This is a genomic window from Lachnoclostridium sp. An196, from assembly GCF_002160135.1.
GTDB lineage: Bacteria > Bacillota > Clostridia > Lachnospirales > Lachnospiraceae > Hominiventricola > Hominiventricola avistercoris.
Genome location: NZ_NFJZ01000015.1, coordinates 1 through 23,192 on the forward strand (window position 1 = coordinate 1; position 23,192 = coordinate 23,192).

At 50.1% G+C, this 23,192-nt stretch carries 34 protein-coding genes; all 34 read right to left on the reverse strand.

Annotated elements, in window-relative coordinates; all coding sequences use genetic code 11:
• On the reverse strand, window positions 1–2,238 hold a 2,238-nt coding region (locus B5F29_RS14530; RefSeq protein WP_087155329.1), incomplete at its 3' end, for a phage tail tape measure protein.
• Between the two features lie 14 nt (window positions 2,239–2,252).
• Window positions 2,253–2,462: a hypothetical protein gene (locus B5F29_RS14535; RefSeq protein WP_087155330.1), complete on the reverse strand. Its 210-nt coding sequence runs from the start codon at window positions 2,460–2,462 to the stop codon at window positions 2,253–2,255.
• Between the two features lie 77 nt (window positions 2,463–2,539).
• Window positions 2,540–2,875 carry a hypothetical protein gene (locus B5F29_RS14540; RefSeq protein WP_087155331.1) on the reverse strand — a complete coding sequence of 112 codons (336 nt, stop codon included), beginning with the start codon at window positions 2,873–2,875 and terminating at the stop codon, window positions 2,540–2,542.
• An 88-nt stretch (window positions 2,876–2,963) separates the two neighbouring features.
• Window positions 2,964–3,779, reverse strand: coding sequence for a hypothetical protein (locus B5F29_RS14545; RefSeq protein ID WP_330397628.1), 816 nt, complete (start codon window positions 3,777–3,779; stop codon window positions 2,964–2,966).
• 23 nt (window positions 3,780–3,802) lie between these two features.
• A complete protein-coding gene (locus B5F29_RS14550) occupies window positions 3,803–4,141 on the reverse strand; it encodes a hypothetical protein (protein WP_087155332.1) in 339 nt (112 codons plus the stop codon).
• 3 nt (window positions 4,142–4,144) lie between these two features.
• Window positions 4,145–4,552, reverse strand: a complete 408-nt coding sequence (locus B5F29_RS14555; protein WP_197710838.1) for a hypothetical protein — start codon at window positions 4,550–4,552, stop codon at window positions 4,145–4,147.
• Window positions 4,542–4,832: a hypothetical protein gene (locus B5F29_RS14560; protein WP_087155333.1), complete on the reverse strand. Its 291-nt coding sequence runs from the start codon at window positions 4,830–4,832 to the stop codon at window positions 4,542–4,544. Before B5F29_RS14560 ends, B5F29_RS14555 begins: the two co-directional genes overlap by 11 nt.
• A complete protein-coding gene (locus tag B5F29_RS14565; RefSeq protein ID WP_087155334.1) occupies window positions 4,829–5,158 on the reverse strand; it encodes a hypothetical protein in 330 nt (109 codons plus the stop codon). Before B5F29_RS14565 ends, B5F29_RS14560 begins: the two co-directional genes overlap by 4 nt.
• Before the next feature lie 32 nt (window positions 5,159–5,190).
• Entirely contained in the window at window positions 5,191–6,432 is a 1,242-nt protein-coding gene (locus B5F29_RS14570; RefSeq protein ID WP_087155335.1) for a phage major capsid protein, read from the reverse strand.
• A 17-nt stretch (window positions 6,433–6,449) separates the two neighbouring features.
• Window positions 6,450–7,217: a head maturation protease, ClpP-related gene (locus B5F29_RS14575; protein ID WP_242955688.1), complete on the reverse strand. Its 768-nt coding sequence runs from the start codon at window positions 7,215–7,217 to the stop codon at window positions 6,450–6,452.
• Complete coding sequence (locus tag B5F29_RS14580) at window positions 7,195–8,499, reverse strand: phage portal protein (RefSeq protein WP_242955689.1); 1,305 nt, start codon at window positions 8,497–8,499, stop codon at window positions 7,195–7,197. The genes B5F29_RS14575 and B5F29_RS14580 overlap by 23 nt, the downstream gene beginning before the upstream one ends.
• A gap of 100 nt (window positions 8,500–8,599) precedes the next feature.
• Window positions 8,600–10,363: a terminase large subunit gene (locus B5F29_RS14585; protein WP_242955690.1), complete on the reverse strand. Its 1,764-nt coding sequence runs from the start codon at window positions 10,361–10,363 to the stop codon at window positions 8,600–8,602.
• Window positions 10,364–10,366: 3 nt separating this feature from the next.
• On the reverse strand, window positions 10,367–10,753 hold the full coding sequence (locus B5F29_RS14590; protein ID WP_087155336.1) for a hypothetical protein: 387 nt from the start codon (window positions 10,751–10,753) through the stop codon (window positions 10,367–10,369).
• A gap of 136 nt (window positions 10,754–10,889) precedes the next feature.
• Window positions 10,890–11,213, reverse strand: coding sequence for a hypothetical protein (locus B5F29_RS14595; protein ID WP_087155337.1), 324 nt, complete (start codon window positions 11,211–11,213; stop codon window positions 10,890–10,892).
• Window position 11,214: 1 nt separating this feature from the next.
• On the reverse strand, window positions 11,215–11,562 hold the full coding sequence (locus B5F29_RS14600) for a hypothetical protein (RefSeq protein WP_087155338.1): 348 nt from the start codon (window positions 11,560–11,562) through the stop codon (window positions 11,215–11,217).
• Between the two features lie 22 nt (window positions 11,563–11,584).
• A complete protein-coding gene (locus tag B5F29_RS14605) occupies window positions 11,585–12,334 on the reverse strand; it encodes a hypothetical protein (protein WP_087155339.1) in 750 nt (249 codons plus the stop codon).
• 47 nt (window positions 12,335–12,381) lie between these two features.
• Entirely contained in the window at window positions 12,382–13,248 is an 867-nt protein-coding gene (locus B5F29_RS14610) for a rolling circle replication-associated protein (RefSeq protein WP_087155340.1), read from the reverse strand.
• Between the two features lie 273 nt (window positions 13,249–13,521).
• Window positions 13,522–13,830 (reverse strand): hypothetical protein, encoded by a 309-nt coding sequence (locus tag B5F29_RS14615; protein ID WP_087155341.1) that lies wholly within the window; start codon window positions 13,828–13,830, stop codon window positions 13,522–13,524.
• Window positions 13,808–14,212 carry a hypothetical protein gene (locus B5F29_RS14620; RefSeq protein ID WP_242955691.1) on the reverse strand — a complete coding sequence of 135 codons (405 nt, stop codon included), beginning with the start codon at window positions 14,210–14,212 and terminating at the stop codon, window positions 13,808–13,810. The genes B5F29_RS14615 and B5F29_RS14620 overlap by 23 nt, the downstream gene beginning before the upstream one ends.
• A complete protein-coding gene (locus tag B5F29_RS14625) occupies window positions 14,178–14,573 on the reverse strand; it encodes a hypothetical protein (protein ID WP_143449170.1) in 396 nt (131 codons plus the stop codon). Before B5F29_RS14625 ends, B5F29_RS14620 begins: the two co-directional genes overlap by 35 nt.
• Window positions 14,574–14,590: 17 nt before the next feature.
• Window positions 14,591–14,917 (reverse strand): hypothetical protein, encoded by a 327-nt coding sequence (locus B5F29_RS14630; RefSeq protein WP_143449171.1) that lies wholly within the window; start codon window positions 14,915–14,917, stop codon window positions 14,591–14,593.
• Between the two features lie 27 nt (window positions 14,918–14,944).
• A complete protein-coding gene (locus B5F29_RS14635; RefSeq protein WP_087155344.1) occupies window positions 14,945–15,220 on the reverse strand; it encodes a hypothetical protein in 276 nt (91 codons plus the stop codon).
• A 4-nt stretch (window positions 15,221–15,224) separates the two neighbouring features.
• Window positions 15,225–15,506 (reverse strand): DNA methyltransferase, encoded by a 282-nt coding sequence (locus B5F29_RS16640; RefSeq protein WP_275532942.1) that lies wholly within the window; start codon window positions 15,504–15,506, stop codon window positions 15,225–15,227.
• A gap of 73 nt (window positions 15,507–15,579) precedes the next feature.
• Window positions 15,580–15,933, reverse strand: coding sequence for a site-specific DNA-methyltransferase (locus B5F29_RS16645; RefSeq protein ID WP_197710836.1), 354 nt, complete (start codon window positions 15,931–15,933; stop codon window positions 15,580–15,582).
• Window positions 15,927–16,922, reverse strand: coding sequence for a DUF6273 domain-containing protein (locus B5F29_RS14645; protein ID WP_087155345.1), 996 nt, complete (start codon window positions 16,920–16,922; stop codon window positions 15,927–15,929). The genes B5F29_RS16645 and B5F29_RS14645 overlap by 7 nt, the downstream gene beginning before the upstream one ends.
• A 30-nt stretch (window positions 16,923–16,952) precedes the next feature.
• A complete protein-coding gene (locus tag B5F29_RS14650; RefSeq protein ID WP_087155346.1) occupies window positions 16,953–17,453 on the reverse strand; it encodes a helix-turn-helix domain-containing protein in 501 nt (166 codons plus the stop codon).
• Window positions 17,444–17,920, reverse strand: coding sequence for a hypothetical protein (locus tag B5F29_RS14655; RefSeq protein WP_087155347.1), 477 nt, complete (start codon window positions 17,918–17,920; stop codon window positions 17,444–17,446). Before B5F29_RS14655 ends, B5F29_RS14650 begins: the two co-directional genes overlap by 10 nt.
• Window positions 17,921–17,961: 41 nt before the next feature.
• Window positions 17,962–18,414, reverse strand: a complete 453-nt coding sequence (locus B5F29_RS14660; RefSeq protein ID WP_162608446.1) for a DNA N-6-adenine-methyltransferase — start codon at window positions 18,412–18,414, stop codon at window positions 17,962–17,964.
• A gap of 22 nt (window positions 18,415–18,436) precedes the next feature.
• Window positions 18,437–18,655: a hypothetical protein gene (locus B5F29_RS14665; protein ID WP_087155348.1), complete on the reverse strand. Its 219-nt coding sequence runs from the start codon at window positions 18,653–18,655 to the stop codon at window positions 18,437–18,439.
• A 223-nt stretch (window positions 18,656–18,878) separates the two neighbouring features.
• On the reverse strand, window positions 18,879–19,076 hold the full coding sequence (locus tag B5F29_RS14675; RefSeq protein ID WP_106790444.1) for a helix-turn-helix domain-containing protein: 198 nt from the start codon (window positions 19,074–19,076) through the stop codon (window positions 18,879–18,881).
• A 133-nt stretch (window positions 19,077–19,209) separates the two neighbouring features.
• The gene (gene dtd, locus B5F29_RS14680; RefSeq protein ID WP_087155350.1) at window positions 19,210–19,659 is read right to left on the reverse strand and encodes a D-aminoacyl-tRNA deacylase; all 450 of its coding nucleotides are present in this window, start codon (window positions 19,657–19,659) and stop codon (window positions 19,210–19,212) included.
• Window positions 19,656–20,252, reverse strand: a complete 597-nt coding sequence (locus B5F29_RS14685; protein ID WP_087155351.1) for a Maf family protein — start codon at window positions 20,250–20,252, stop codon at window positions 19,656–19,658. The genes dtd and B5F29_RS14685 overlap by 4 nt, the downstream gene beginning before the upstream one ends.
• Before the next feature lie 219 nt (window positions 20,253–20,471).
• The gene (gene eno, locus B5F29_RS14690; protein WP_087155352.1) at window positions 20,472–21,770 is read right to left on the reverse strand and encodes a phosphopyruvate hydratase; all 1,299 of its coding nucleotides are present in this window, start codon (window positions 21,768–21,770) and stop codon (window positions 20,472–20,474) included.
• Window positions 21,771–21,822: 52 nt separating this feature from the next.
• Window positions 21,823–23,187 carry an SH3 domain-containing protein gene (locus tag B5F29_RS14695; RefSeq protein WP_087155353.1) on the reverse strand — a complete coding sequence of 455 codons (1,365 nt, stop codon included), beginning with the start codon at window positions 23,185–23,187 and terminating at the stop codon, window positions 21,823–21,825.
• Window positions 23,188–23,192: the final 5 nt, after the last annotated feature.

Sequence of the window (23,192 nt, forward strand, 5' to 3'; positions counted from 1 at the left end):
CGTGACGTTCGTGTATGCTGTCTGAAACGTTGTCAGGAACCACGAACCGACCGTAGACAATGCGGTCTTGACATCCGTCCACCGGGCGGAAAACCACTGTCCGATCCCCGAAAATACTGTCGTTATCGCCGTGTATGCTTCCGTGAATCTATCGGAAAACCACTGTCCGACATTTTGGAAAATCAGAACAATATTTTCCCACAATCCCGAAAAATACGCCTTTATATTTTCGATCAGTGTGTTAATTGTATTTCTGAACCCCTCGCAATTATCGTATAATAATTTAAAGGCGCCCGCGAACGGATTCACGATCAGTAATAAAAGCCCCTGCCAATTTGACTTTACGAAATTAACGACCGAATTAAAGGCTGCCGGGATCGTAACCGTAAAAAAATCCGCTATCGCGCCGAACGCGTTCAGCGCGGTTTCTTTTACCTGCTCCCATACTGCAATCACTTTATTTCGGAAATCCTCATTTGTCGCGAATAATGTGACTAACGCGGCAACAAGCGTTGCGACCAATGTTATAATGATTCCGATCGGATTCGCCGCCATAACAGTATTCAGTATCTTTTGCGCTATCGTGACGCCCTCCGTCGTCGCCTTCCATACCTTTATCGCCGCAATAAGCCCTTGAATCATATTTACAACATTCCACGCCAACATTCCGGCGGCGATTCCTGCTATAATGGAAATGATCGTCGTTCCGTTCTTTGCGACAAACGAAACAAATTCTGTCACTTTTGAAATCACGTTCAATAATATGTTTCGGACGTCTGGAAGTTTTGACTGAACTTCCGAAATAACGTTGCTGATGACGGGCTGCAATTCTTCCCCGATCGGTTTCGCAAGTTCCGCGTTTATATTTCTCCCTAGTCCTTCTATCTGACTTCCGATATCGTCGTATTTCTGTTCATTGATTTTTGACAGGGCGTCCGTTGTGTTCGATATTTCGCCCTGTGTATTTATTAAAGATCGGATCGCGTCCTCTCCTAAATCTTCCCACTTTGTACCGTAAAGCGTAACGCCTAAAATATTTCTTTGAACCTGATCTTCGCACGAAAACAAGGCGTCGTTTACGATTGTAAATGCTTCCCGCGCCCCGTCGCCCCCTGCTGTAAATTTCGACTTTAGATCGTCAACGTCAAGCCCTAATTCTTTGAATGTGTCGTCGGCTGTCCCGTCCTTTACCCGGATCCCGAATTCCTTCACAGCGTCATTCAGGTAATCGATCTGAAATGTTCCGTCTTTCGCTCCGTTGGAGATCATATTGAACATTTCCTGCGCAGAAAATCCCATGTCGGCATAGTAAACGGCGTATTCTGCCATTTGATCCGCAAGATCTCCGTTCTGATTTAACCCCTTTTGCGCCCCCTGCGCCATAAGGTTATAGGCTTCTTGCGCTGATATTCCGAATTGCTTCATCATCGCAGTAACACCGCGAACGCCTTCGTTGACGTCTATATCGAATGTATCGCGCATTAACAGGGCGGTTTCCGTGGTGCTTTCCAATTCATCGTTTGCAAGCCCGGTCTGCTGCTTAACGGTTGCCATAGCGACAGCGATATCTTCGATATTTTCCCCGAAATTGTTCTTGTAAATATTCATCAGGCTATCTTCTAAGCCCTCTAGTTCATCATCAGCCGCGCCCGTCTGTGTAACTAAAGTGTTAAACGCTTTGTCGCAATCTGTTTCAAATTTCGTCGCATATGTAGCCGCCGCTACCAACGCGGATCCGGCTACTGCTCCCGCTTTTGTTATCGCGTCCGCCGCGCTGCTTATAGATTCCTTGAATTCATTTGACTTTTCTTTCGCTTCGTCTAACTCTTTCCCGGTCAGTTCTGAAGCGCCTTGCAGTCCTTCCATAGCTTTTTCAGCTTGTTTTGACGCTTCTTTCAGGCTGTCTAATTCCTCGGACGTTTTAATAATTTCCCGCTGCATGGCGCGATATTGCTGTTCCGAAACTTCCCCACGCTCGAACTGCTGCTGAACCTGTTCTTCCGCTTTTTTTAACGTGTCAAGTTTTTCCGACGTTGCAGAAATGCTTTCAGATAATATTTTTTGTTTTTGCGCAAGAAGTTCTGTATTTTTGGGATCCAGTTTTAAAAGTTTATCGACGTCCCTTAATTCTGCCTGCAAACTCCTTGTTTGCTTATTAACGTCTTTCAGTGCCTTGTCTAAAGCCGTTGTATTCCCGCCGATTTCGATTGTGATTCCCTTAATATTGTTTGCTGCCATATCGTCGCCCCGTTCTACTTCTTGCCTTTATTTCCAAACTTCTCCCGCAGCCTTGCGCGATCCGGTTTTTCCTGTTTGAAATAAAAGGCGTTTTCTAAATATTCCCGTCCTTCTTTTGTTTGGTTCATGCTATGGATAAAGGCGTCCCGGAAATAATACAGATATTCGTCCATTTCCATTTCGCCGATCTCTCGGATATTCAATCCGGTATATTCGACGACCATTCGTTCCCCCGCACTATCCGGCGTATAGAATAATTTGTCTTTTTCTTCTCCCGTGTGTCCCGGATAGAACGGGATCTCTAATTTGGGTTGTTCTGTAACCCGCCGACGAATTTTTCGTAATACTCCCCGATAAACGCCGTCATTTCCTCAATGTCGTATTCCTCGGCGATCTGCTCCGCTTTAACCCGAACGCCGTTCAAATTGTTGGAAAGACAATCCGCCATAACCGCCGCCATTGTGTCCATAACGTCGGCGACGTCGGCGTTTTCATCGTCCTGCAGTCTGTTCAGTGCCTGAACCTTTCCGAACGTGTTCTTTGTCGGCATTTTTACCTGCAGGGCGGTTCCGTCCTTCAGTGTTACGTTTAAATATGTCCTTTTGATTTTGTTGAAATTAAATGATAAATTTGCCATGATATGATCCTCTCTTTTCCTGAATAAAATAATCCGGCGGCGGACGTTTTAGTCCCGACCGCCGGATCCCTTTTTTCTCCTGCTGCCCTTAATCCTGAACCGCTGTCGCCGTAATGATGACGTTTCCCGTCACGCTTTCGATCGTGACTTTCTTTTCGGCAGCACTCCACGCCGTTTCCGTGATATCCTGACTATTCATTGTAATTGTGGGCGTCTGAATTGTGTGTGACGCTTCCGCTGTCAGAATCGCTTCCAGTTTTCCGCCCGCGCTTATACTTGTCCCCTCAAACGACGAAGTGACATTCGTCAAATTCTGTTCGACGGTATATGTCTGCGGCTCCGGTTCCTCTGCGTCCAAAATTTCCTCGACATAATTAACAAGCGTTCCTTCGCCGTCCAGATTCGGCATAGCTTTAAATTCCGCGTCAACGACAGTTGCGTCAGACGGCGCAAACGACAGCGTGAAGCCCGCCTGATTCTGACCGACAATCATAACCCATATGTCGCCGTCCTCCGGGTCTACATGGTGGAAACAAATAACGTATTTCGCGCCCTTCCTGTTGCCGACGCCGCCGATCTTTGTCTTGCGATATTTTCCGTTTGCCGATACAGAAACGCGGGCAGTGTCACACAACTTTTCGATTGTGTCCCCGATCAACGTCATAAGCCCCGCCTTCAGCGTGACTTCCTCCGATGTGATAACGGTTTTTGACACTCTCCCCATGTCGTCCTTCGCTTCGACTACCTCGTTCGTATATTCAAGCGTCGCGCCGTTTTTGATATACGAATACCGGTTTGCTTCTGTGCAGAATTCTTCCGGTTCCGGGATCTCCTGCCCTTTTTTGAATGTTGCAAGATGAATATAGCCGGATCCCAAAATGATTCTTTCAGGTGCTTTATCCATATCTTTTTTACTCCTTTCCGTTTCTAAAATTTTTGAACGACGTTGAAATCATACGCCGTTTGATACATATTTTCCGACTGGATCGGGGCGGTTGTTTTGTGAAAATCCACGTCAAACAGGACTTCGCGTTCGATCCGGCGTTCCAGAATGTGATCCGGTTTCCGGTCAGTATAAAGTTCAATCGAACCGTTTATCCGGCGGATCCGGTTTCCCGTGTCCGTCCCGCTCTGATCTTCCGAAGAAAAATAAATCAGAAACGGCGGATCCGGCGCCGGATTCTTTTTCGTGTCCCGAAATTCATATTCTGCAATCGGCAGCCCCAACGCGACCGCCCGTTCGATGATCCGTTCATACTTAACCATTGATTAGATCCCCCCGTTCGCGCTCTTTACGGCTTTTTCCACCGCTTCGACCGCCATTTCCTGCGCTGCCTGTTCAGCGGGCAAAATGTGTTCAAACGCCCGCGTCCTGCTGCCGCTCCGCGTGACGTGTCCCTTTTCCAGTAGGTGCGTTAATTGATGATGTTTTCTGTTGTGGACGGAATAGCTTTCGCCTTGTGCGACAGATTCCGTCTTTCGCGCTGTCACACTCCAATCCGGCGTATATTTTCCCGTCCTCTCCTTGTACGATCCGCCCTTTTTCAGCGTTTCCGCCGTCTTGTCGGCGACCTCTTTCAAATTCTTGTTTATCGCCTTTACGATATCCGCGTTGTATGTTTCCAACTGATCGCGGATTGCTTCGTCCAGTTCTTCCGCTTTTACATTAACGACCATAATTTCCCACGCGCTCCGCCGCATATAGTTCGATTTTTCCGTCTGCCCGGACGCCATACGTCCGATAAATTGTCAACCGCTTTTTCCCGAATTGAAGTTCCGGCTGTTCGTCGTATTCTTCCGCCCAAACGTCGAACCTGTTTTCCGCCTTGTACCCATTGACGCCCGCCGCCTGAAATTCATCCCGTCCGATCGGGTAAACCTGTGCAAAAACGGGCGTCTTTTCGTCGTCCGTCTGCTTTTCTCCCGGATGAATCAGGAATATTTGACATTCTGTCATCCATCCACGCCCCCTTCCGGTTCAGGATCCGGGGCGGCAGTGAAATATTTACTGTCGCCCTTGATTTTTGTTATGTTCATGTCGTAAATCCCGGATAATATGGGATATGCGTTCGTGTCAATGGAATAGTTTGCCTTGACATACGACAGGACGGCTTCGACGATCAGCGGATCCGACGGTTCTTTCAGCCAACTATCAGCGACGCCGATTCGTTTTAAATCCGCGATCGCTGTATCAGCAGCGCGGCGGACGTCCTGATCCAGATCGTCCGCGACTGCTTTCCTTACGCGAAGCCGCGCCGCTTCGTACAGTTTTTCAATCGTCATTTATTCCGCCCGCCTTTCTGCCCTGCTGTCTCTTACTGCGATTCTTCGCCGCTAGTCGTTGTCGCTTTCTTTACGCGGATAAATCCATTCCACGCCGCCACGGAACCGCCCGCGAACATGGACGCCCTGAACGCCGTCTGCCCGTTCTTGAACTTATAGTCGTCAGAACGACGGACGTCGATATCGGAAAAGACTGCCAGTTCGTAATTCTGTAAATAGCCGTATGCCATTTCATACGCGCCTTCCGCTGTCGCTGTATTGCTGATAGCAGCACACGCGGAATTGATAACGAACGGAACGCCGTCGATCGTCCCGGTCTGCCCGCGATTTACGATCGTGTAAACCTTGCGCCCCTGCTTGTCCCGCAGCTTTGCGAACGCTTTTAAATCCTGCTTGTTCAGGATCAGCGTCGCCACGCCCTCGACTTCCTCGTCTCCGCCGAAGGAATAGATAATTTCATCCAGTGTTCCATCGTCGATCGCCGTGATTGTATCAATATCCGTCGCCGGATCGATCACGCGCTCACTTTCCTTTGTCGGATTATAGAAAATACCTTTTAACTTTGACGTGGAACCGTCCCCGACAAGAATCTGCCGGGACAGATAGCGCCGGATTGCCTTGCTGACGGAACCTTCGATGACGGAATCATAATCCGCGTTCGGTAATTTCTGCATTTCCTCCGGTTCCTCCGTGTATGCTGTCACTTTCTGCTTTTCGATCGTTGCGTAACCGAAGGACGGTTCAACGTCGTTGTACGCTCCGCCCTCTGTCGTGCTTCCTCCGTCGTCCGCGCCGTAATCCTTCACGAAGCCGCGTTCGTATGTTTCGCCGCCATTTAACGGAACGACCTTGACCATATCGATCAGGGCGGAAACCGGGTTTGTCGTCTGATTCAGATCCGGGGCAGTATGAACCACGGGGGCGGTCTGCGAAACAGACAAGGACGCCCGGACGTTTGGCGTCGCAATACGCGCGGAAAATCTGACGCCCGCGCCCGCTTTAAGTGCGCCGCCGCGTTTGTCAAACGCTTTCACGTCTGCGCTGCCCTTTTCTCCTTTTTCGCCCGCTCCCGGCGCGGGATCTTCTGCTTCATCCGCGAAACCCTGAAGCTGTTCGCGCTTTTTCGCCTGATCCAGAATGTCCCGGATATCCTGCGCTTCGGTCAGTAACGCGTCCAATACGTCGCCCTCTGCCGTCTTTGCCGCTGCCCCGATCTCTTTCAGACGCGCGTTCAACTGATCTTTTGTGCATTTGATAAGTTCTTCGTGTTTCATGGTTTCTTAATCTCCTTTCACAAACTGTTGATAATGATCCGCGCGATTTCGTCGCGCTTTTTATTCTGATTCAGTACCGCCGACCGCGCGTCCTGATTATCAGACGTTTTGTTTCTCGCGGCTCCTGCCGCCCACTGGATAACAATATCTTTCGGCACGTTCCGCGCCCTCGCTACATATCCGCCGGACGCCGCCGCAATCTCGGCAACGCTTTCCGTCGTCTCGATGTTGAAATATTCGGCGGCGTCCCGACCGTTCAGCCATGTTTCCGCGTCCATAAGGGCGCGGATCTGATCCTCTGTCACGCCCTCTTTGACGTGTTCCATATAGACATTCAGGATCCCTGTCGTGATGACGTCCAGATCGTCCGCCATTTTCCGCAAGTCCGCCGCGTTTCCCTCTACCAATGCAAACGGATTGTGTATCATCAAAAACGCGTTTGACGGGATTTTCGGCGGCGTATTTCCGGCGAAGGCAATCACGGACGCAATCGATCCCGCCAGTCCGTCCACTGTCACAGAAACGGCGTTCGTCTCCGCAAAGCGCCGGATCATGTTGTAAATTGCAATCCCGGCGAATACGGAACCGCCGCCGGAATTGATATAAATATTCAGGCTTTTCCCCTGCTGTCCGGACAGGAAATTTTTAATTGCTTCCGGGTACTGATCTTCTTCCTGCCATGCTCCCCACCAGTCCGAAACAATATCGCCATAAAAATATAAATCTGCCGACGTCGCCGTTTCGTTCTTTACCTCGAAACAGTTAAATGCTTTCATTTTTGGCATTGTCCGCCCCTCCTTTTTTCTCTGTTTTCAGGAAATAGATCCCGTATTTCCGGATCTGATTTTCCGGTATTCCCTCCGGCTCCTGCTGCCCGCTGTCGCCCGAACCTGCTCCGTCATCCTTTCCTACCTGATAAAGCGATTGATCCCCGGTTTTGACGTAGTTTAGACTTATCATCCGCACGTCTCCGCCCTCGATCGGTTCGTAATACATCAGTTCCCGGAATTCGTTTATCGTAATGATCCCCCGGTCATAAAGCCCGCCGCCGATCGTCATCCGTGTTTGAAGTGTCGCATATTGCAGACGGTTCGCGGTAAAAATGATCCGGTTCCCGAATCCGCGTTCCCGCTCTGTCAAAAGTTTGTATGTAAATTCAAGCGATAACTGGATCGATATCGGTTCGATCACGTTCTCATAAAACGAATTCCATTCGGCTTCCGTAAATGTGGACGTCAGGATCTTTTCGTTTACTCCGTAATATCTATACACGTTATCCCTTAAATACTGCGACTGTATGACCGGGATATTCGGGGCGGTCTGCTTTACCTCATGGAATGACATGGAATTATCCAGTCCGGCGATTCCGCCGTCGTTGGACGCTGACATATAGGCTTCCTGAAACTCTTTGACTTTCTGTTTCAGTTCGTCGTCATCAATGAAATTGTTATACTGCAAATAGCCTTTCAGGTTTGCGGAATTCCTGACCGCTGACCGTAGGGCTTCCCCGGTTGTGTCAAGCAATTCAAGCGTGTTTTTCAACTGATCGTCCGGCGCGGTTCCCATAAACCGCTTCTTGTCAAAACGGCTTCGGATGTGGATCACGCTCTGATACGGCAGCGTGTAAAATTTCCCGTCATACTCCCAACGGAACCGGAATAAAAGAACGCCGTTTTCATCCTCCCATATCCGCACGTTTGAGACTGTGACCGGGACAATCGACTGAACCCGCATAAAGTCCGGCGTGTAGAATATAATCGCGTATGCGTTGGAATGATAAACCAGATCCGACGCTATCCGGTAAAGCGCGGAATATGCGTCTGTTTCCGGCGACCAACGAAGCGACAGGATCCGGGACAGATAATCGTTTCTGACCGCCAGTCCGTCGTCCGTCCGCCGGACGATCTGCGGCTGCAGCTTTCCAACGTTGGACGCGATCGCGTTCGCAATCGCTCCCACGATATCGGAATCCGCCAGATTCCCGTTCGCCTGATAATCGCCGCGCAGGGCGAAAAACGGCGAATATTTCGCACGACGCAGATTAAGTAAATCCTTTATCAATCCCACGCTTTCGCCCCCTTTCCTCGCTCAAACTTTTTCTATCTTGCCTTATCATACAAAATGAAACCCCGACAGAATGACGAAATTTTCGTCCTGCTGCCGGGGATCATTTTCCGCGGTTTTCCAGTAGCCGCCCGATCTCGTTATAGTATTTCATTTTTACTGTAAACGCGTCGAACACGGCGACAGATCCGTCTATGTGCGACCGTCTGTCGATTTTTACGGGCTTCATCCGGGAATCTTTCAGACTGATATCGACGGCGACGTTCAAGAAATGAGACTGCAAAAGTCCGTTATCTCCAAACACGATCCGCCCGTCTTTTAGTTTTCCCTCGAACTCGATCAGGATCGGCGTCAGGTTTGTTCCCTGATATACGTCGTCCATATGGAACCCGGCGTCTTTCATATCCTGAACCAGATACTGCGCTGAATATCTGTCGTAGCCGACCTTCAGCGGCTTTATTTTGTAAACCTTTACCAGATTGAAAAACCACTTAAAAACGTCGTGATAATCGACCACGTTTTCCCCGCTGATTGTCAGAAAACCTTGTTCCCGGAATATATTGTACGGTACGCCTTCTTCGTCGATTGCCTGTTTATACCGTTCCTGCGGCATAAAAAATTGAACAATGCAATAATTTATTCCGTCCCGCTCGATCACGACTGCCGCCGCCGTCAAGTCCGTTGTGCGCGACAGATCGATTCCGCCGACACAATAACAGCCCCGGAAATCATCAAGCGACAGCGACGCCGTAATCCCGTCTGCGTCCTTTGCTGCTGCCTTTTCCACGTCCTGAAAATCAAGCCATGCGACGGAAGAATTCTGTTTGATATTGCAGAATTTTGTTAAAAACTCCGCCTTTTTTGATAGGCTCGAATGTGCGATCGCGATCTGCTCCCGGTAATACTCCCATGAAACGGAAACGTCAAGATTCGGATTCGATTTTTCGATTTCCTCGCGCGTGTCCCACTTTTCCACGTTATCAATGATGAACAAGAACGGCAGGATCCGACGCTCTTTTTCTTTGCCGATCTTTCGCCCTTTCAAAAACGCCGTCGCCCGCCGGATCAGTTCGTCATATATTCCTTCGTTCTCATATCCCGCCGTCCCGGTTGACATGATAAGCGGCTGCGCCCTGCTGCCCGTCGCCGACGAAATGACTTCATACTGCTTTAGCCCGGAATCTCCGCGCCACGCTTCGATCTCGTCATTTAGGCAGAAATAGACATTGAATCCGTCGGACTTTTTGGAATTAAACGCAATCTTTTTCACGGACGTGTTGAAATCCTGAATATAGATATCCGTCCGGCGCTTTTTCGTGATTTTATTTAATTCGTCGTCTGACTGGACAATCTGATAAAAGGCGTCGAAACACAATTCCGCCTGATCCAGTTTCGGCGCAAGGCAATATAACTTCGCGCCATACTCTCCGTCTATGTATGCCATATACGCCATGATTGCCGCCGCAAGTAATGTTTTTCCGTTTTTTCTCGCAACAATCAGAAGGACTTCCCGGAACATACGGCAGTCCGGGCGATCCGGATCCATGATTCCGAATATCGCAGAAACGACGGCTTTTTGCCATAATTCCAGTTTTAGCAGATCCGCCCGCCCCTCGGAATGATGACAAAAATTTTCAATGAACCGGATTGCTTTTCCTGCTTTTTTCCTGTCGAAAATATATTCGCCGGACTTGATCCCGTCCGTCAGGATCCGGAAAATGTCATGTATAAACTGCCCCGCCGCCCTGACGCCCGCGATCTTTTCCCCGCGCTTTATGCGCCGGATCGCGTCGTAATACTGGAATATATAATTGTCTGTTATCGGCGGGCGGCTTTCTGCTCCTGCTGCCCCTTTGCGCTTCTCCACGCTTTAATCATCCCCCCGAAGCTGCATGATCCGCGAAATTTCTTTTTTCTGTTTCGGCGGCAGCATATCAATCAGCGTTTTCATATTCGACGCATATGAACGGGCGTATTTGTCGTATGTCTGCACTGCCGGATTTTCTTTTACGAATTTTTGTGACGCGTTTTTCGTTGTTGTCTGAAGTCCGTTCTTAATCATGTCCGCCTTTGCTGCTTTCATGGCGATTTTTTGGAACGCCACTTCCTCGATGATACGTTCTAACAGTTTCATTTTGTCCGAATCGTCGTCTTTGACGGAACGAAACATCCGCCGGATCGCGTTATACTCTTTTTTTATATTTGCGTCTGTCAATATTTCTGTATTTCCTGAAATTGTACTCTTTTTTTCTGCCATAAATTGAAGTTTCTCCTAACCCCCCTATATGTGCGCGTATTGCAGCGTTTTTTGGAAGTCCCTCCCTCGGTTCCAAACGCCGCCTTTTTAAAACGCATACCGGGGGGGCGGTCTGCGGCGCGTAAAGGTTGATTGTTCATAACGGGACAGGACGACCGCGTTTGTCGAAACAAAATCTTTTTCCTTTTCCCGTTTTATGTTCTTTGTTGTGGTGTTCGTCGCAGACGCCTTCCAGATTGTCGAAGGACAGGCTGATCGCCGGATCGTTTATGTTCTCCGGCGTTAAATATATTCTGTGATGAACAATCTTGATCGGCTTCATGTCCGCAAGCGAACGCGTCCCCTGCTCCACCTCCCGGCGGCAGCGTTCGCAATATCCGCCCGCGTATTTGATATACGCCGCCCGCGTCCGCTCCCATGCGGGCGAATGATAAAACCAGTCCGAAAAATCTTTCGCCATGCTATCCGGTTCCCTCCTTCTCCCTTTTTCGTCTTGCGTCTATCAATCCCATATAATCCGCCACCAGATAGCAGAATTGTTTTCGGAATTGATAGAATTGTCCGCGATAGCAATATGTTTCTCCCAAACGCTCCCACGGCTGACTGTATGCGATCGACTGATATATCTTTTCGACTATGACGCGTCGGACGTCCGGCGCAACTTCCCCGACGTCCATATTGTCCTTCGCTTTCCTGATCGCTTCCTCTGCCCGCTTTGAAAAGGGCGACGCCTTCCCGCGCTGTGAATCCATTCTGACCGCCGCGTTGACAATTTGTCTTTCGTTGTAGTCCAGATAAAAGCGTTTCAAAAACCGCCGCCCCCTTTGCCTGTTAAAATGTTTCTTCGTTGCTGTCTCTGAACGTCGATCGGATCCGAATCATCCCGTCGGAATCCGTGTCAATTTTGTGTGTGCGCTTGCCGATTTTAATTGTCACGGAATCGATCGCGCCCTCAAACGTGGAGTGAATCGCACACAATACGGTCTGAAGCTGTCCGTCCTGATTGCTGAATACATTCTGCGCCCATGCGCCTGCAGCTTCCATTCTTGCCCGGCGCTCCCTCTGCCGCCGCGCTTCGTCACACTCACATTCTTCCGTCGCTAATTCGTTGAGATCGGCAGCGGATGAACCTTCCGGGGCTTCTATCGTGCGCCCCTGATTGCAATACTTACAGAATCCTATTTGCCGCGTCATCACGCGGACAGCGGGCGCGTTCGGCATACCGACGACCTCCGGTTCCGCTTCCTGCCCCTCATCCTCCGCCACGCCCCGAACTTCCAGAATGTCCCGGATTGTCAGAATAAAGCAATCGACGCCGGACTTCTGCCCGATCCTGATTGTTACTTTTACCGTAACCGCCGCCGCGCCGCCCGCCGTGAATGTGACGTCCCGTTCCGCGTCCGTTGTCCCTTTGCGATTCTCTGCCAGATTGTGCAGGATTGTGCGCTTGTCGGAATCTGAAAAGCCCAACAGATTCACGATCCGCTTCGTCCAGAAATCCGTGATCGGCAGGGCGCGTTCCGTGATCGTCCGTTCCGCTATTCCTTTTACCTCTGCTTTGTTTGTCGTGATAGTCAACATGTTTCAATCTCCTTTCCTGAATACCTTTATATCCTCGGCGGCTCCTTTCAATCCCGAACCATTCGGGCGTATATGTAAAACCCGCCGTTGACATCGTTTATCCTGATTTCGGCGTCAATGAACTTGTAACCCGGATATGACTTCCTGATCCTGTCCTCTAAATACGCCCGGTCTTTCGCCATTCGTTCCGCCGTCCTTTTCCCGAACCGACAGACTGATTTCGTCACAATAGGCTTTTTCAAATTCTTTGACGCTCTCCACCGCTTCCGTCCTTTTGGGTCTTTGCTTATATAGTTCACGATTCCGGCGACGTGCGTTTCCGGATCCGGATCAATCCGGCGCGTATGATTCCGCTTGCCCTGTCCCCATATCTTTTCCAATTCGTCCCGGTCAACGTCCCCGGACATGATAACATGATGATGACAGCGCGTCCGTTTCCCTTCCTCCTCGTGATACTCTGTCACGCAGATATATTTCACGTTATCCATTCCCGCCCGTTTCCGGCGTCTGTTTATCCGGCGAATGAAATTCGTAAACCGCCGATCGGCTTCGTCCGGGTTGTCTGGTAAATGCTGATCGTCGTATGTGAACGTACACCATAGATCCCCGCGTCCGAAATTCGCGCTGACTAAGTTATTCAAATACCGCCGCGCCCTCTTACTGTTCAGGTTCTTTTGCGCCGGGCGGCTTTTGTTCCCTCTCTTTGTGCGTGGCGCGTCCTTCCTGCTCCCGAATACCGGGTATATATCTGCTTCTAACTGATCCCCGGCTTTCGTTGTCTTTGTCTGATACGCAATCCCCGCCCTTTTCTCCTTCAGATATCGTTCGATCTGATCCTGCTTCATATCCTCGATCGATTTCTGATAGGATTCTTCAAAATCGTAATCATCGAAATACTTTCTTTTCGTTCCCATAGCGTCCGCCCTTCAGATACGTTCTAATTTAGAATGGTTGATATCTTAATACCCATTACAAGGACGGGAAGCCGCCGTGTTCCCCCTGTCCTTTATCGAACATTCGTTCTTTTTGTTTTCCTATTATATATAGGAAGAAACCGTTTCTTTTTTCCAGAACTCCCCGATCTGATATTGCGCTTTGACATTTATTCCGCCCTCCGCTATAATAAAGTTGGTTTGATTCTTTGGATCCCGGCGTTACGGTTCCCCGCCCGACGCCGGGATCCTTGTTTATTTCTCCGCTACTGCCTGAAACTGTGCAATCTGAAAAACCTTGCTTTCCTCCTGCCCTGATTCTGCGGCGCGGCGCTCCGCGATTAAGTCCCGGCGCATTTCATCCCCGATAACTTCCACCATTTCCGCGATTGCGTCCGCTGATTCCGCTGTCAGTTTCCCTTTCCTGAACTTTTCGTCGATAACTCCCAACGCGTAGCCCGTCAATATGTCGGCTTCTCGCGGCGTTTCCGCCGTCTGAATCCGTTCCGTTGCCCGGTACACTTCCCGCAAGTCCCGCCGTTTATTTCTTTTCGTCAAAAACATTGTCTTTTCCCTCTCTTTCCCTGATGAAATTAAATCCCGCCGGAACAACTGTAAAATGTCCGGCGATCGGATTTATTGCTTTGTCGTCGATATAAAAATCCGCGTTAATTTTCCGCGTGTCGCCGCCGTACAGTTCAATTAGTTCCGGCAGATTTTCGTTCATAAATTCAAATTCCAGTCCGTGATCCCGGCAGTAATCCACCGCCGCCGCCAGATTATCCCCCGTCCGGCATGTGTGCAGAATCAACCGCGCCCCGCGCTCTTTTTCTGATATCAGGAAATGAAACAAATTATAGTTCGGCTCCCCGATATCAGGAAACCGCCCGAACGATAACGTCCCGTCAAAATCAACTGCATAAATTACATTCCCGTTCAAGTCCATTGTTTCCCCCTCCTGTCTCCGCCCTGTCAATCCGGCTTATTGTTTCCGACTGAATGATCCCTGTTCGGGCGATTGCTGCCAGACGAACCGATTTTCCGGCGATCTCGATCGCTGTCCGGTATATCTGCGTGAATTGTTCGTGCAGTCCCTCCGATGTACGCCCGGCGTCTGCTACCTTTCCCGGATATGTCATAATCTCGATCGCGTCGTTTAATTCAATCTGAATCCCGTCCGTTGCTTCGCATATCAAGCGGAACGCCTGATTCGCTTCCCCGATATCGATCGCGTTCAGATCCTCCAGTTCCATATCCATTAAGTGATATATTCCCGCCATTGTTGCGGCTGTTGGTTCATGCTTCATATCTCCCGCCTTTCCGATTATTGAATGTAAATATCGTAATAAAGGAAAATTGTCAGATCCTTAAATTCATACATCCGCGTCACTTCCGGCTCATACGGCGGCATTAAACCGCGATCCCTGAACTTTTTGTGCCTGATTTCCATGTGCGCGACCATACGGACGACTTCCGGATCCCGTGTCAGGAATTCCGTTTCCGCGTCCGCATACTGCAGGGATCCCATATAATCGCAAAACAATATTTTCGCGTTTGGATCATGTTCCGGATCGCGATTCCCGCGCTTTCCCTGAATGATCCGGATCCTATCCATTGTCGATATGACTTTTAGCTGTTCTGATAGTCTCATTCCGGTTCGTTCCTTTCCGTCCGGCTGCTATCGCGCTGAATTCCGATAGATAAAAATGTGCATAACATAACGGGGCGCTTCGGCGTCGGTTTCCCGTTCTACCTCCGGCGAAATATGCTTGATTGTCGCCCCTTTTCCCGCGAACTCCCGAAAAGCCTTGACCGCTGCGCCCTTGAAAAGCGTTATTTCCTCCGGATCCGCTCCCGCTCCGTTTTTTGACAATGTGTCGTCCATGATCCGGACGGTTTGTTGTGGCGAAATGACCGTTAATAACGATTCTACTTTTACGATCTGTTTTTCCATTTTTTCATTCTCCCTTCTGCTCCATATAATCAAAAAGCGTTATCTGCGCCGTTTCCCGCTCGTACCGACTGACGGCAGCAGAATAATATTCTGGATCCAGTTCAAAACCCACGAATCGCAGCCCCGCTTTGTGTGCTGCGATCAGGGATGAAGCGGATCCGACGTGTGTATCAATAATTTTCTGACCGCGTTCCGTGTAATTCTGGAATATCCAGTCATAAAGCGCGACGGGCTTTTGCGTCGGATGTATGCGAAATTCTTTATTTCTCATATTTCCCTGCCGCATACCCGCCCATGTGAAATGATAAATCCGAACGGCAGTTTGAAATGATGTGTACGCAAGTTCTCCGTCCGCGAAGTCATTCTGCCCGTTTTGCTTGTCCCACACAATCCAACAAGGCGACGAAACGCCGGAAGCCCCCCCCTCGGAACCCTTCGGCGATATTATCCATAAAATGATTCGCGCCGAATATAATCTGATTCCGGGATATCCTTTTCAGTTGCGCGAAATATTCAGGATCCGGGGCGGCGTTATCGCCGCCCGCGTATCTCTTGTAACTTTTTGACGCTGCCAGTTTTGACCGTGACGCGTTATCCTTTGCGAAAACCTTTATCCCATACGGCGGATCCACGACCGCCAGATCGAAATATTTGTCCGGGAAGTCCCGCATAGCGTCCATACAGTCCATATTGTAGAATCCGAAGTCTAACATACGTTTTCCTTTGCGCCGTCGCTGTCGGACGGCGCGATTTCTGATTGTCTGATGACGAATAGCGGGGCGACGCCGCCGTCGTCGGACGCTCCGGCGGAGTTGCTGTTGCCGCCGTAGCTGAAACTGCAAAAGTTCGTCGTGTTCGCGGCGGACGGATCGGCAGTCCAGTACCAACAAGGATCCCCGTCCTCGTCATATGCAACGCGGTTCCGGCGTTCTTTAAAGAACGGAAACTGTTTCCCCGTTCCGTTGTATTCCGAAAATACTGTGTCGCCGCGTCCCTCGAATTCTGTCATCAGGAACAGGCGATCTTCGCATTTTATTGTTTGTCCGTCGATTTTCTGGACGGTTGTATGTAACGCAATCACGGACTGCAGTTCATCCGGCAACAATGAATAGATCTGTTCCAAATATTCCCGCATATCTTCCGCGCCGGAAAATCCGTTTTTGTTGCTGCCGTTCCGGTTCATGCAGTGACGACCAACTATCCGGCGGAACCAGAACACGCAATCGCCCTTTTCGTAATGATCCACGCCCACGACAACAACCTGCGCCAGATCTCCGTTTTTAAGTGTGAAATTGATTTCCGTTCCCGGCGGCAGCGATACGCCCGCACGTCCTTTCTTGATAATGTCCTGAATATCGATCCATTCGACGCGCTGTTCGTTGTGCCTAACAATTCCGACAGAACCGGATCCGACCGACCGACACCGACCGGGCGTCGCGTCGGCGTTCTCCTTGTCTTTCTGTTCGTCCTGCTGCCCGCTGCTGTCTTTTCCGCGCGACAAATCAATTCCGATAAATACGGGCGTTCCCGCGTCCTCTTTTACTCCTGTCGCAATCTGCCGGGCGTATGTGTGCGGGACGTCGCATTTTGCAGCGTTCAGAAGAAATTCTGCTTTTGCTGCTTCTTTCATAACAGCGTACATTTCCGACGCCTTGACCGCGAATTCCGTTTCCGCTTTGAATAAATCTGTTAAACTTGCCATTTTGTGATCCTCTCTTTCTTTCCTGATTTTTTATCCTTCCTCAACGTCGCCGAAAATGCGAATATACGCGTCCGCGTCCAGTTTCCGGATCGTGTCCGCGACTTGCTTTTCTGTCACGACTTCAAGTTCTTTTCTTTTTGGGCAGTAATACAGATACGTTCCCCGAATGGTTTTTAAGTATTGAACATCTTCCCAAACATTCCGAACCATGTTTTCCCCGAAAAATAACGGGTTTAGCGGATCTTGATATTTCCGTCTGAACTCGAATATGATTCGGGCGGACGCCGTGTCGTACAGTTTCCCGTCGATGATTTTCCGAAGCCCGGTTCCCGGCTTTTGTTCCCGCGTTAATTCTTCCATAGTAACGCCCAACGCTCTAGCGACCTTTTCCACGTCCTGAAACGTCTGGTTGCGCTCCCCATTTTCCCACCGTGACAGCGAAACCGCCGTAACCCCGGCGCGGTCTGCTGTTTCTTCTTGCGTCATCCGCTTTTCTTTTCGGATCTGCTTCATGCGTTGCCCTATATCCATTCGTCCGCCCCTTTCCCAAATATCCGCGTCAGAATCCGACGGATCGCCGCCGTCGCCCGGAACATAATTCCGTTTCTTCTGCCCGGATTCTGTCTCATAATTTGCCGGAACGGTTCAGCGATTGCCGCGAACAATTCCGCGACCGCTCGTTTCAATTCGTCCAATTCTTCCCGGATTTCCTGTTTCTGTTTTTCCCGGCGGACGTCTTGCGCTTTATTTTCCTTTTGCTTTTGCGGGCGGCGCACCGCCCGAATCGCTGTCACTGTGACAACGTTATTTTCAAAATTGACTTCCTGAAGCGTGTACCCCGCCGCCCGCTCGATAATCTGATTCGCGGTTTCTTCCGACGTGTATTCGTCCAACATCACGACATCAGGATCGGGATCCTTTTTATCCGCCTTGAACTCGATATGTATTTCCGCCCCGCCTATGCTCCCGATTTTCTTTAATAAATCTGATACTTTCACGGTTTGATCCTCCTTCCCCTTCTCCTGCTGCCGTCATCGTCTTACATACCCGCACCCCGAAATATAACGACCATTGACGGAAACGGGGCGGCGTTTTCTGTGCCAGATCCCCCCCCCCCGCTGCCGAATTTTAATCGTCCGGGAACGAACCTGATTTCCGATCTATGCAATATGAAATCGTGAAAATAGCGTGTGTCTGTTCGTGCCGGAATCAGCATGACGACGATCGTTCCGTCTTTCGTCCCCTCTCTATACGCTTTTTCTACCCATGCCGCAATCGCCCGACCATATGGCGGATTGCAGAAAACACGTCGCCCGCTCCAATCCTGCAGCAAGCCGTCCTGCTCCTTTGTGAAATATTCCGGCGTCTTGTGGTTCGATTCATCCGCGCATGGATCCAGATCGAAATGAAATTCCCGATCCAGTTCGTCGAAAAACTCCTGCGGCGTCGCCCACTGATCCGTTTTACTGCTGAAAAGCCCCTTGTTTATCATGGTTTGATTCTCCTTTTTTCTCTTAATAGTCCGCTTCGATCTGTTCGTCGCTTTCGTCGTAATATTCCCCGTCATACCCTCCCAACATAGCGACTTCGTAGCAATTCCAACATAAAAGCCGGAACGGAATACCTCGACAGTCTTTCGTGAAAAGCATGTCCGCCCGCTCGACTTCTTTTCCACATTCCGAGCAAATACGAATGTCTTTGTCCTCATTCGTGTAAACATTCGGCTTTATCATGGTTTGATTCTCCTTTCTTTTTATCTTTTCAGTGCAAGCCACCAATGCGGATTGTTCCTTTCTTCCATATGTTCGCAATTTTCCGCGTCGCAATTTTTCGCCTTGCACATAGCGCAAAATCTTTCTTGAAACGCTTTATCCCACGGCGCTTCCAAAACTGGAAGGCTATCTAGGAAGTTCCCCAACGTCTCCGGGCTTTGTGTTATTTCCTCAAATATCGTTTTCATCCGATCGCCCTCTGTGCCACCTCTGCGCTATAAGCGTTTTTTCCGTTCCCCGTCCCGCGATCTAATTCTCTATAAATCGTCGCAATATGAACGCCCACCGCTGCGGCAATTTCTTTTTCGCTCATTCCCTGCCTGCGCATTTCCTCGATCCTCTGCCTGTCCGCAAATACAAGTCGTTTGTATTTCCTTGCCACTTTTTACACCTCCTTGAAAGTAAAAAAATAATGCGTATGAGTTTTTAAACTCATACGCATTGACTTTTTTATATCCCTATGATAAAAATAAATAAATGCGAATTGAGTTTAAATACTCTATTCGCATTTAATTTTAAAACTTAGCGTCCGAATCCAGCACGAGAGTAAAAGGTCCATCGTTCAGAAGTTCTACTTTCATATCCGCGCCGAACCGGCCCCGTTCCACGATCGGAACCTGTTCCCTGCATTTCTCTATGATATACTCATATATCCCCGACGCCGCATCCGGCTTGCCCGCACGGGTAAAACCGGGGCGATTCCCCCTGCGGCAGTCCGCGTACAGGGTAAACTGAGAAATCAGCAGCAGTGAGCCTCCCACTGTTTCCAGGTTCAGATTGGTTTTCCCATTTTCATCTTCAAAGATGCGCAGCCCCAGCATCTTCTTCACCATCCGGTCAGCAGTCTCTTCAGTATCCTCATCCGAAACGCCGATCAGCACCATAAATCCTTTTCCGATTTTACCCAATACCTCTCCGTCCACGGTAACCGACGCATGGGCGACTCTCTGTATCACAAACCTCATCTTTTTTCATCCTTTCCGCAGGCAGTCAAATCTATACCTGCCGCCAGCGCTTCCTGATAGAGTCTTCCCACCGGAAGACCCACCACCGTATTATAGTCGCCTTCAATCCCCGACACATAGGCTGCAAATCTGCCCTGAATGCCGTAGGCTCCCGCCTTGTCCATGGGCTCGCCGCTCTCCACATAGGACCGGATCTGCTCCTCCGTCATGGGATACACATGTACTTTTGTGGCTTCCGCAAAACAGATCTCCTGCCCGCTCTCCTTGAGAATCAGCGTTACTCCGGTAAGTACCTCATGCTCCTTTCCCTGAAGCATTTTCAGCATTCTCACTGCGTCTCCCGCATCTTTGGGTTTTCCCAGTATACGCCCGGATACCGCTACGACTGTGTCCGCTCCGATGATCACATCCCCGTCTGTCTTTGCGGCCACTTCCCGCGCTTTCTGCCGGGATAATTCTTTCACTGCCTCGGAAGGAATCTCCGTCGTGATAACCTCTTCTCCTTCCGCTTTCACGATCTCGAACGAAACGCCGATCTGCTCCAGGAGTTCTTTCCTTCTGGGCGACCCGGACGCCAGGATGATCTTTTTCACTTTTCTTCCTCCTTTTCTTCTGTATCCTTTGCCTCAATCCGGAATATTTTGATTATGTCCCCGGTGGCTTTTCGGAGTTTCTCCTCCATTTCGCCAGCGACAGATTACCGGTCCCTGGCTTCATCACATTATACATAATGAAAAAATGATGCGCAAGCCTTCAAATTTCAGACGCAGTAAAGCCGCCCCTTTTCAAATGTTCAGGGACGGCTCTATTGCTCATTCAAACGGATTCCGATATGACGCCAGGCTGCCCAGCTCTTCTTCTATCCTAAGCAGCTGGTTGTACTTCTCAGTCCGCTCTGCCCGGCAGGGAGCTCCTGTTTTGATCTGTCCGGATCCGCAGGCCACCGCCAGATCCGCGATGATATCTTCCGAAGTCTCTCCGCTTCTATGAGAGATGATCGTGCGGTATCCTGCTTTATGCGCCATATGGATGGCATCAAAGGCTTCCGTCAGTGTCCCGATCTGGTTGACCTTGATCAGAACAGCGTTCGCCGCCTGCAGTTTCACTCCGCAGGAGATGCGTTTCGTATTGGTTACAAACAAATCGTCTCCTACCAGCTGGACACGGTCTCCCATCTGGCGGGTCATGAGCTGCCAGCCCTCCCAGTCATCTTCCGAAAGTCCGTCTTCAATGGAAACAAGCGGATACTGTTCGATCAGCTCTTCATAATACTCCACCATTTCTTCCGAACTGCGGCTGATCCGATGTCCGTTCGTTTTCGCTTCACCGGGAAAATCATAAAGATTTGTCTTATCATTCACCAGCTCACTGGCCGCCGCGTCCATGGCAAATACAAAATCTTTTCCCGGCTCATACCCCGCCTCTTCCACCGCTTCTTTCAGATATAGAAAAACTTCTTTTGCATCCCGCATATCCGGCGCGAATCCGCCTTCATCTCCCACCGCTGTGGTCAGTCCCTCTTTCTCCAGGATCAGCTTCAGTTTATGATATACCTCCGCTCCCATGCGAAGCCCTTCCCGGAAGCAGCACGCTCCCACCGGCATGATCATGAATTCCTGAAAATCCAGGTTGTTTTTAGAGTGGCGTCCTCCGTTCAGCACATTCATCATGGGAACCGGCATCGTATCTGTACGGATTCCTCCCAAGTACTGATAGAGTGGAAGCCCCAGCGCTCTGGCTGCGGCCTTTGCTACGGCCATGGATACTGCCAGGATGGCATTGGCCCCCAGGTTGGATTTGTTCTCCGTACCGTCCGCATCGATGAGCAGATGATCAATATACCCCTGGTTCAATCCGTTTTCACCCAGAAGAACATTGGCGATCTTGGTATTCACATTGGCCACTGCCTTCTCCACACCCAGCCCCAGATAGCGTTCCTGGCCATCCCGCAGTTCTACTGCCTCAAATCTTCCCGTAGATGCTCCCGACGGAACTGATGCTCTGGCCTGGTAAATGCCGTCCAGCAGCACCTCTGCCTCCAGCGTGGGATTACCTCTTGAATCCAGAATCTCTCTCGCATAAATATAAGTAATCGGCAGATATTGATTCATAAAAAAGAACCTCCTCATACGTTTTTCTTAGTATGAGCAGGTCCTTTGCTTCCTATTCTGTGATTTCCGACAGATACTGGGACATCACATAACCTTCTTCGTTATTCTGTTCAATGCAGCGGATCTGTACCCATTCCTGAGAAGGATCACCCAGAACTTCTACGGTCTCTCCCGCATTGACCTGAGTAAGAATTTCCCCATTTGTGCTCGCCTCGCTGCGAACATTGACCGAGCTTCCATTGACCTCCATCGTAAGCGTCGTCTCTTCTTCAGCGGTCTCCTCTTCAGTGGTCTCCTCCTCAGGAGTTTCTTCCTCTGCTGGCGTCTCTTCCTCCGAAGTATCCCCCTCCGTATCGGCAGAACCATCTTCTTCTCCCCGGATGATCAGGGAGCCTTCCTCCTCGTCTTCCTGTTCCTGCTCCGTCACAGTATTATCCGCATTGTCACGGCCTCCGCCGCCGAATATACGGAACGCGGCAAACCCTATCACCGCCACCAGGACAAGCGCAATCACCACTCCGAGAATCACCATCTTCTTCCCGTCATCTTCCAGATCCCAGTCATAACGATCATCTTCTTCATCGTAATTATCATCGTCTTCTTCGTCGTCCTCGTACTCATCGTCGTATTCTTCATCCTCATCGTCAGGCTCTTCTGCGACTGCAGGAACGGGCTTTCTTACTCTCTTCGGCTCCGGTACGGGCTCTGCTTTCTTCTCCGGTTCTTCCTCCGGCAAATCCGGATCCGCGATAAAATACTCGAAGGTATCGTCTTTCGCCACTGCGGGCTCCACCGTAATCCCCGCCTCTGCGGCTGCGGCCTCGTAGACCTGGTCCACCAGCGTCTCGGAAGCGCCTCTCAGGATCTGGCGGAAGGCTCCTACCAGGAACACTGCCCAGCTTCCCATATACCCGGACACTCCTGCCGGCTGGTTCTTCGCCAGTGTAGGCAGGATCTTCTCCAGTTTGTCCAGCTCTGCCTGGATCTTGTCTTCTGCCAGGCCGAAGATAGCAGAGATCTCCTTCGCCGTAAAATCATCTTTATAGGCCATCACCAGCATGATCCGGTGCAGAAGAGGGAAACCTCCCGGTATATCAGACAGTGCGCCCGCTTTTCCTGAACCGGACGGCTTCTTCTCCTGATCTGCCGCCAGCAGCTTGTGATACTCCCGGCGCATCCTGCGGTAATATTTGTCCCAGAACCATTTTTCCTGATTCTTGGCAGGATCTGCCTCGTCCAGCATACCGAACAGTTCCGTGAAAAAGCCTTTCATAAACTCCCCGGCTGCTTCCTCCGACTGCAGGATCAGGAAAGAACGGCTGTAAGTATCCTCATATACCGCGTCATACAGTTTTCTGTAGCCCTGCCTGTCTCCTTTCTGGAGATCCTCCAGGGCACGTTTCATCTCAAGTACCATATCTC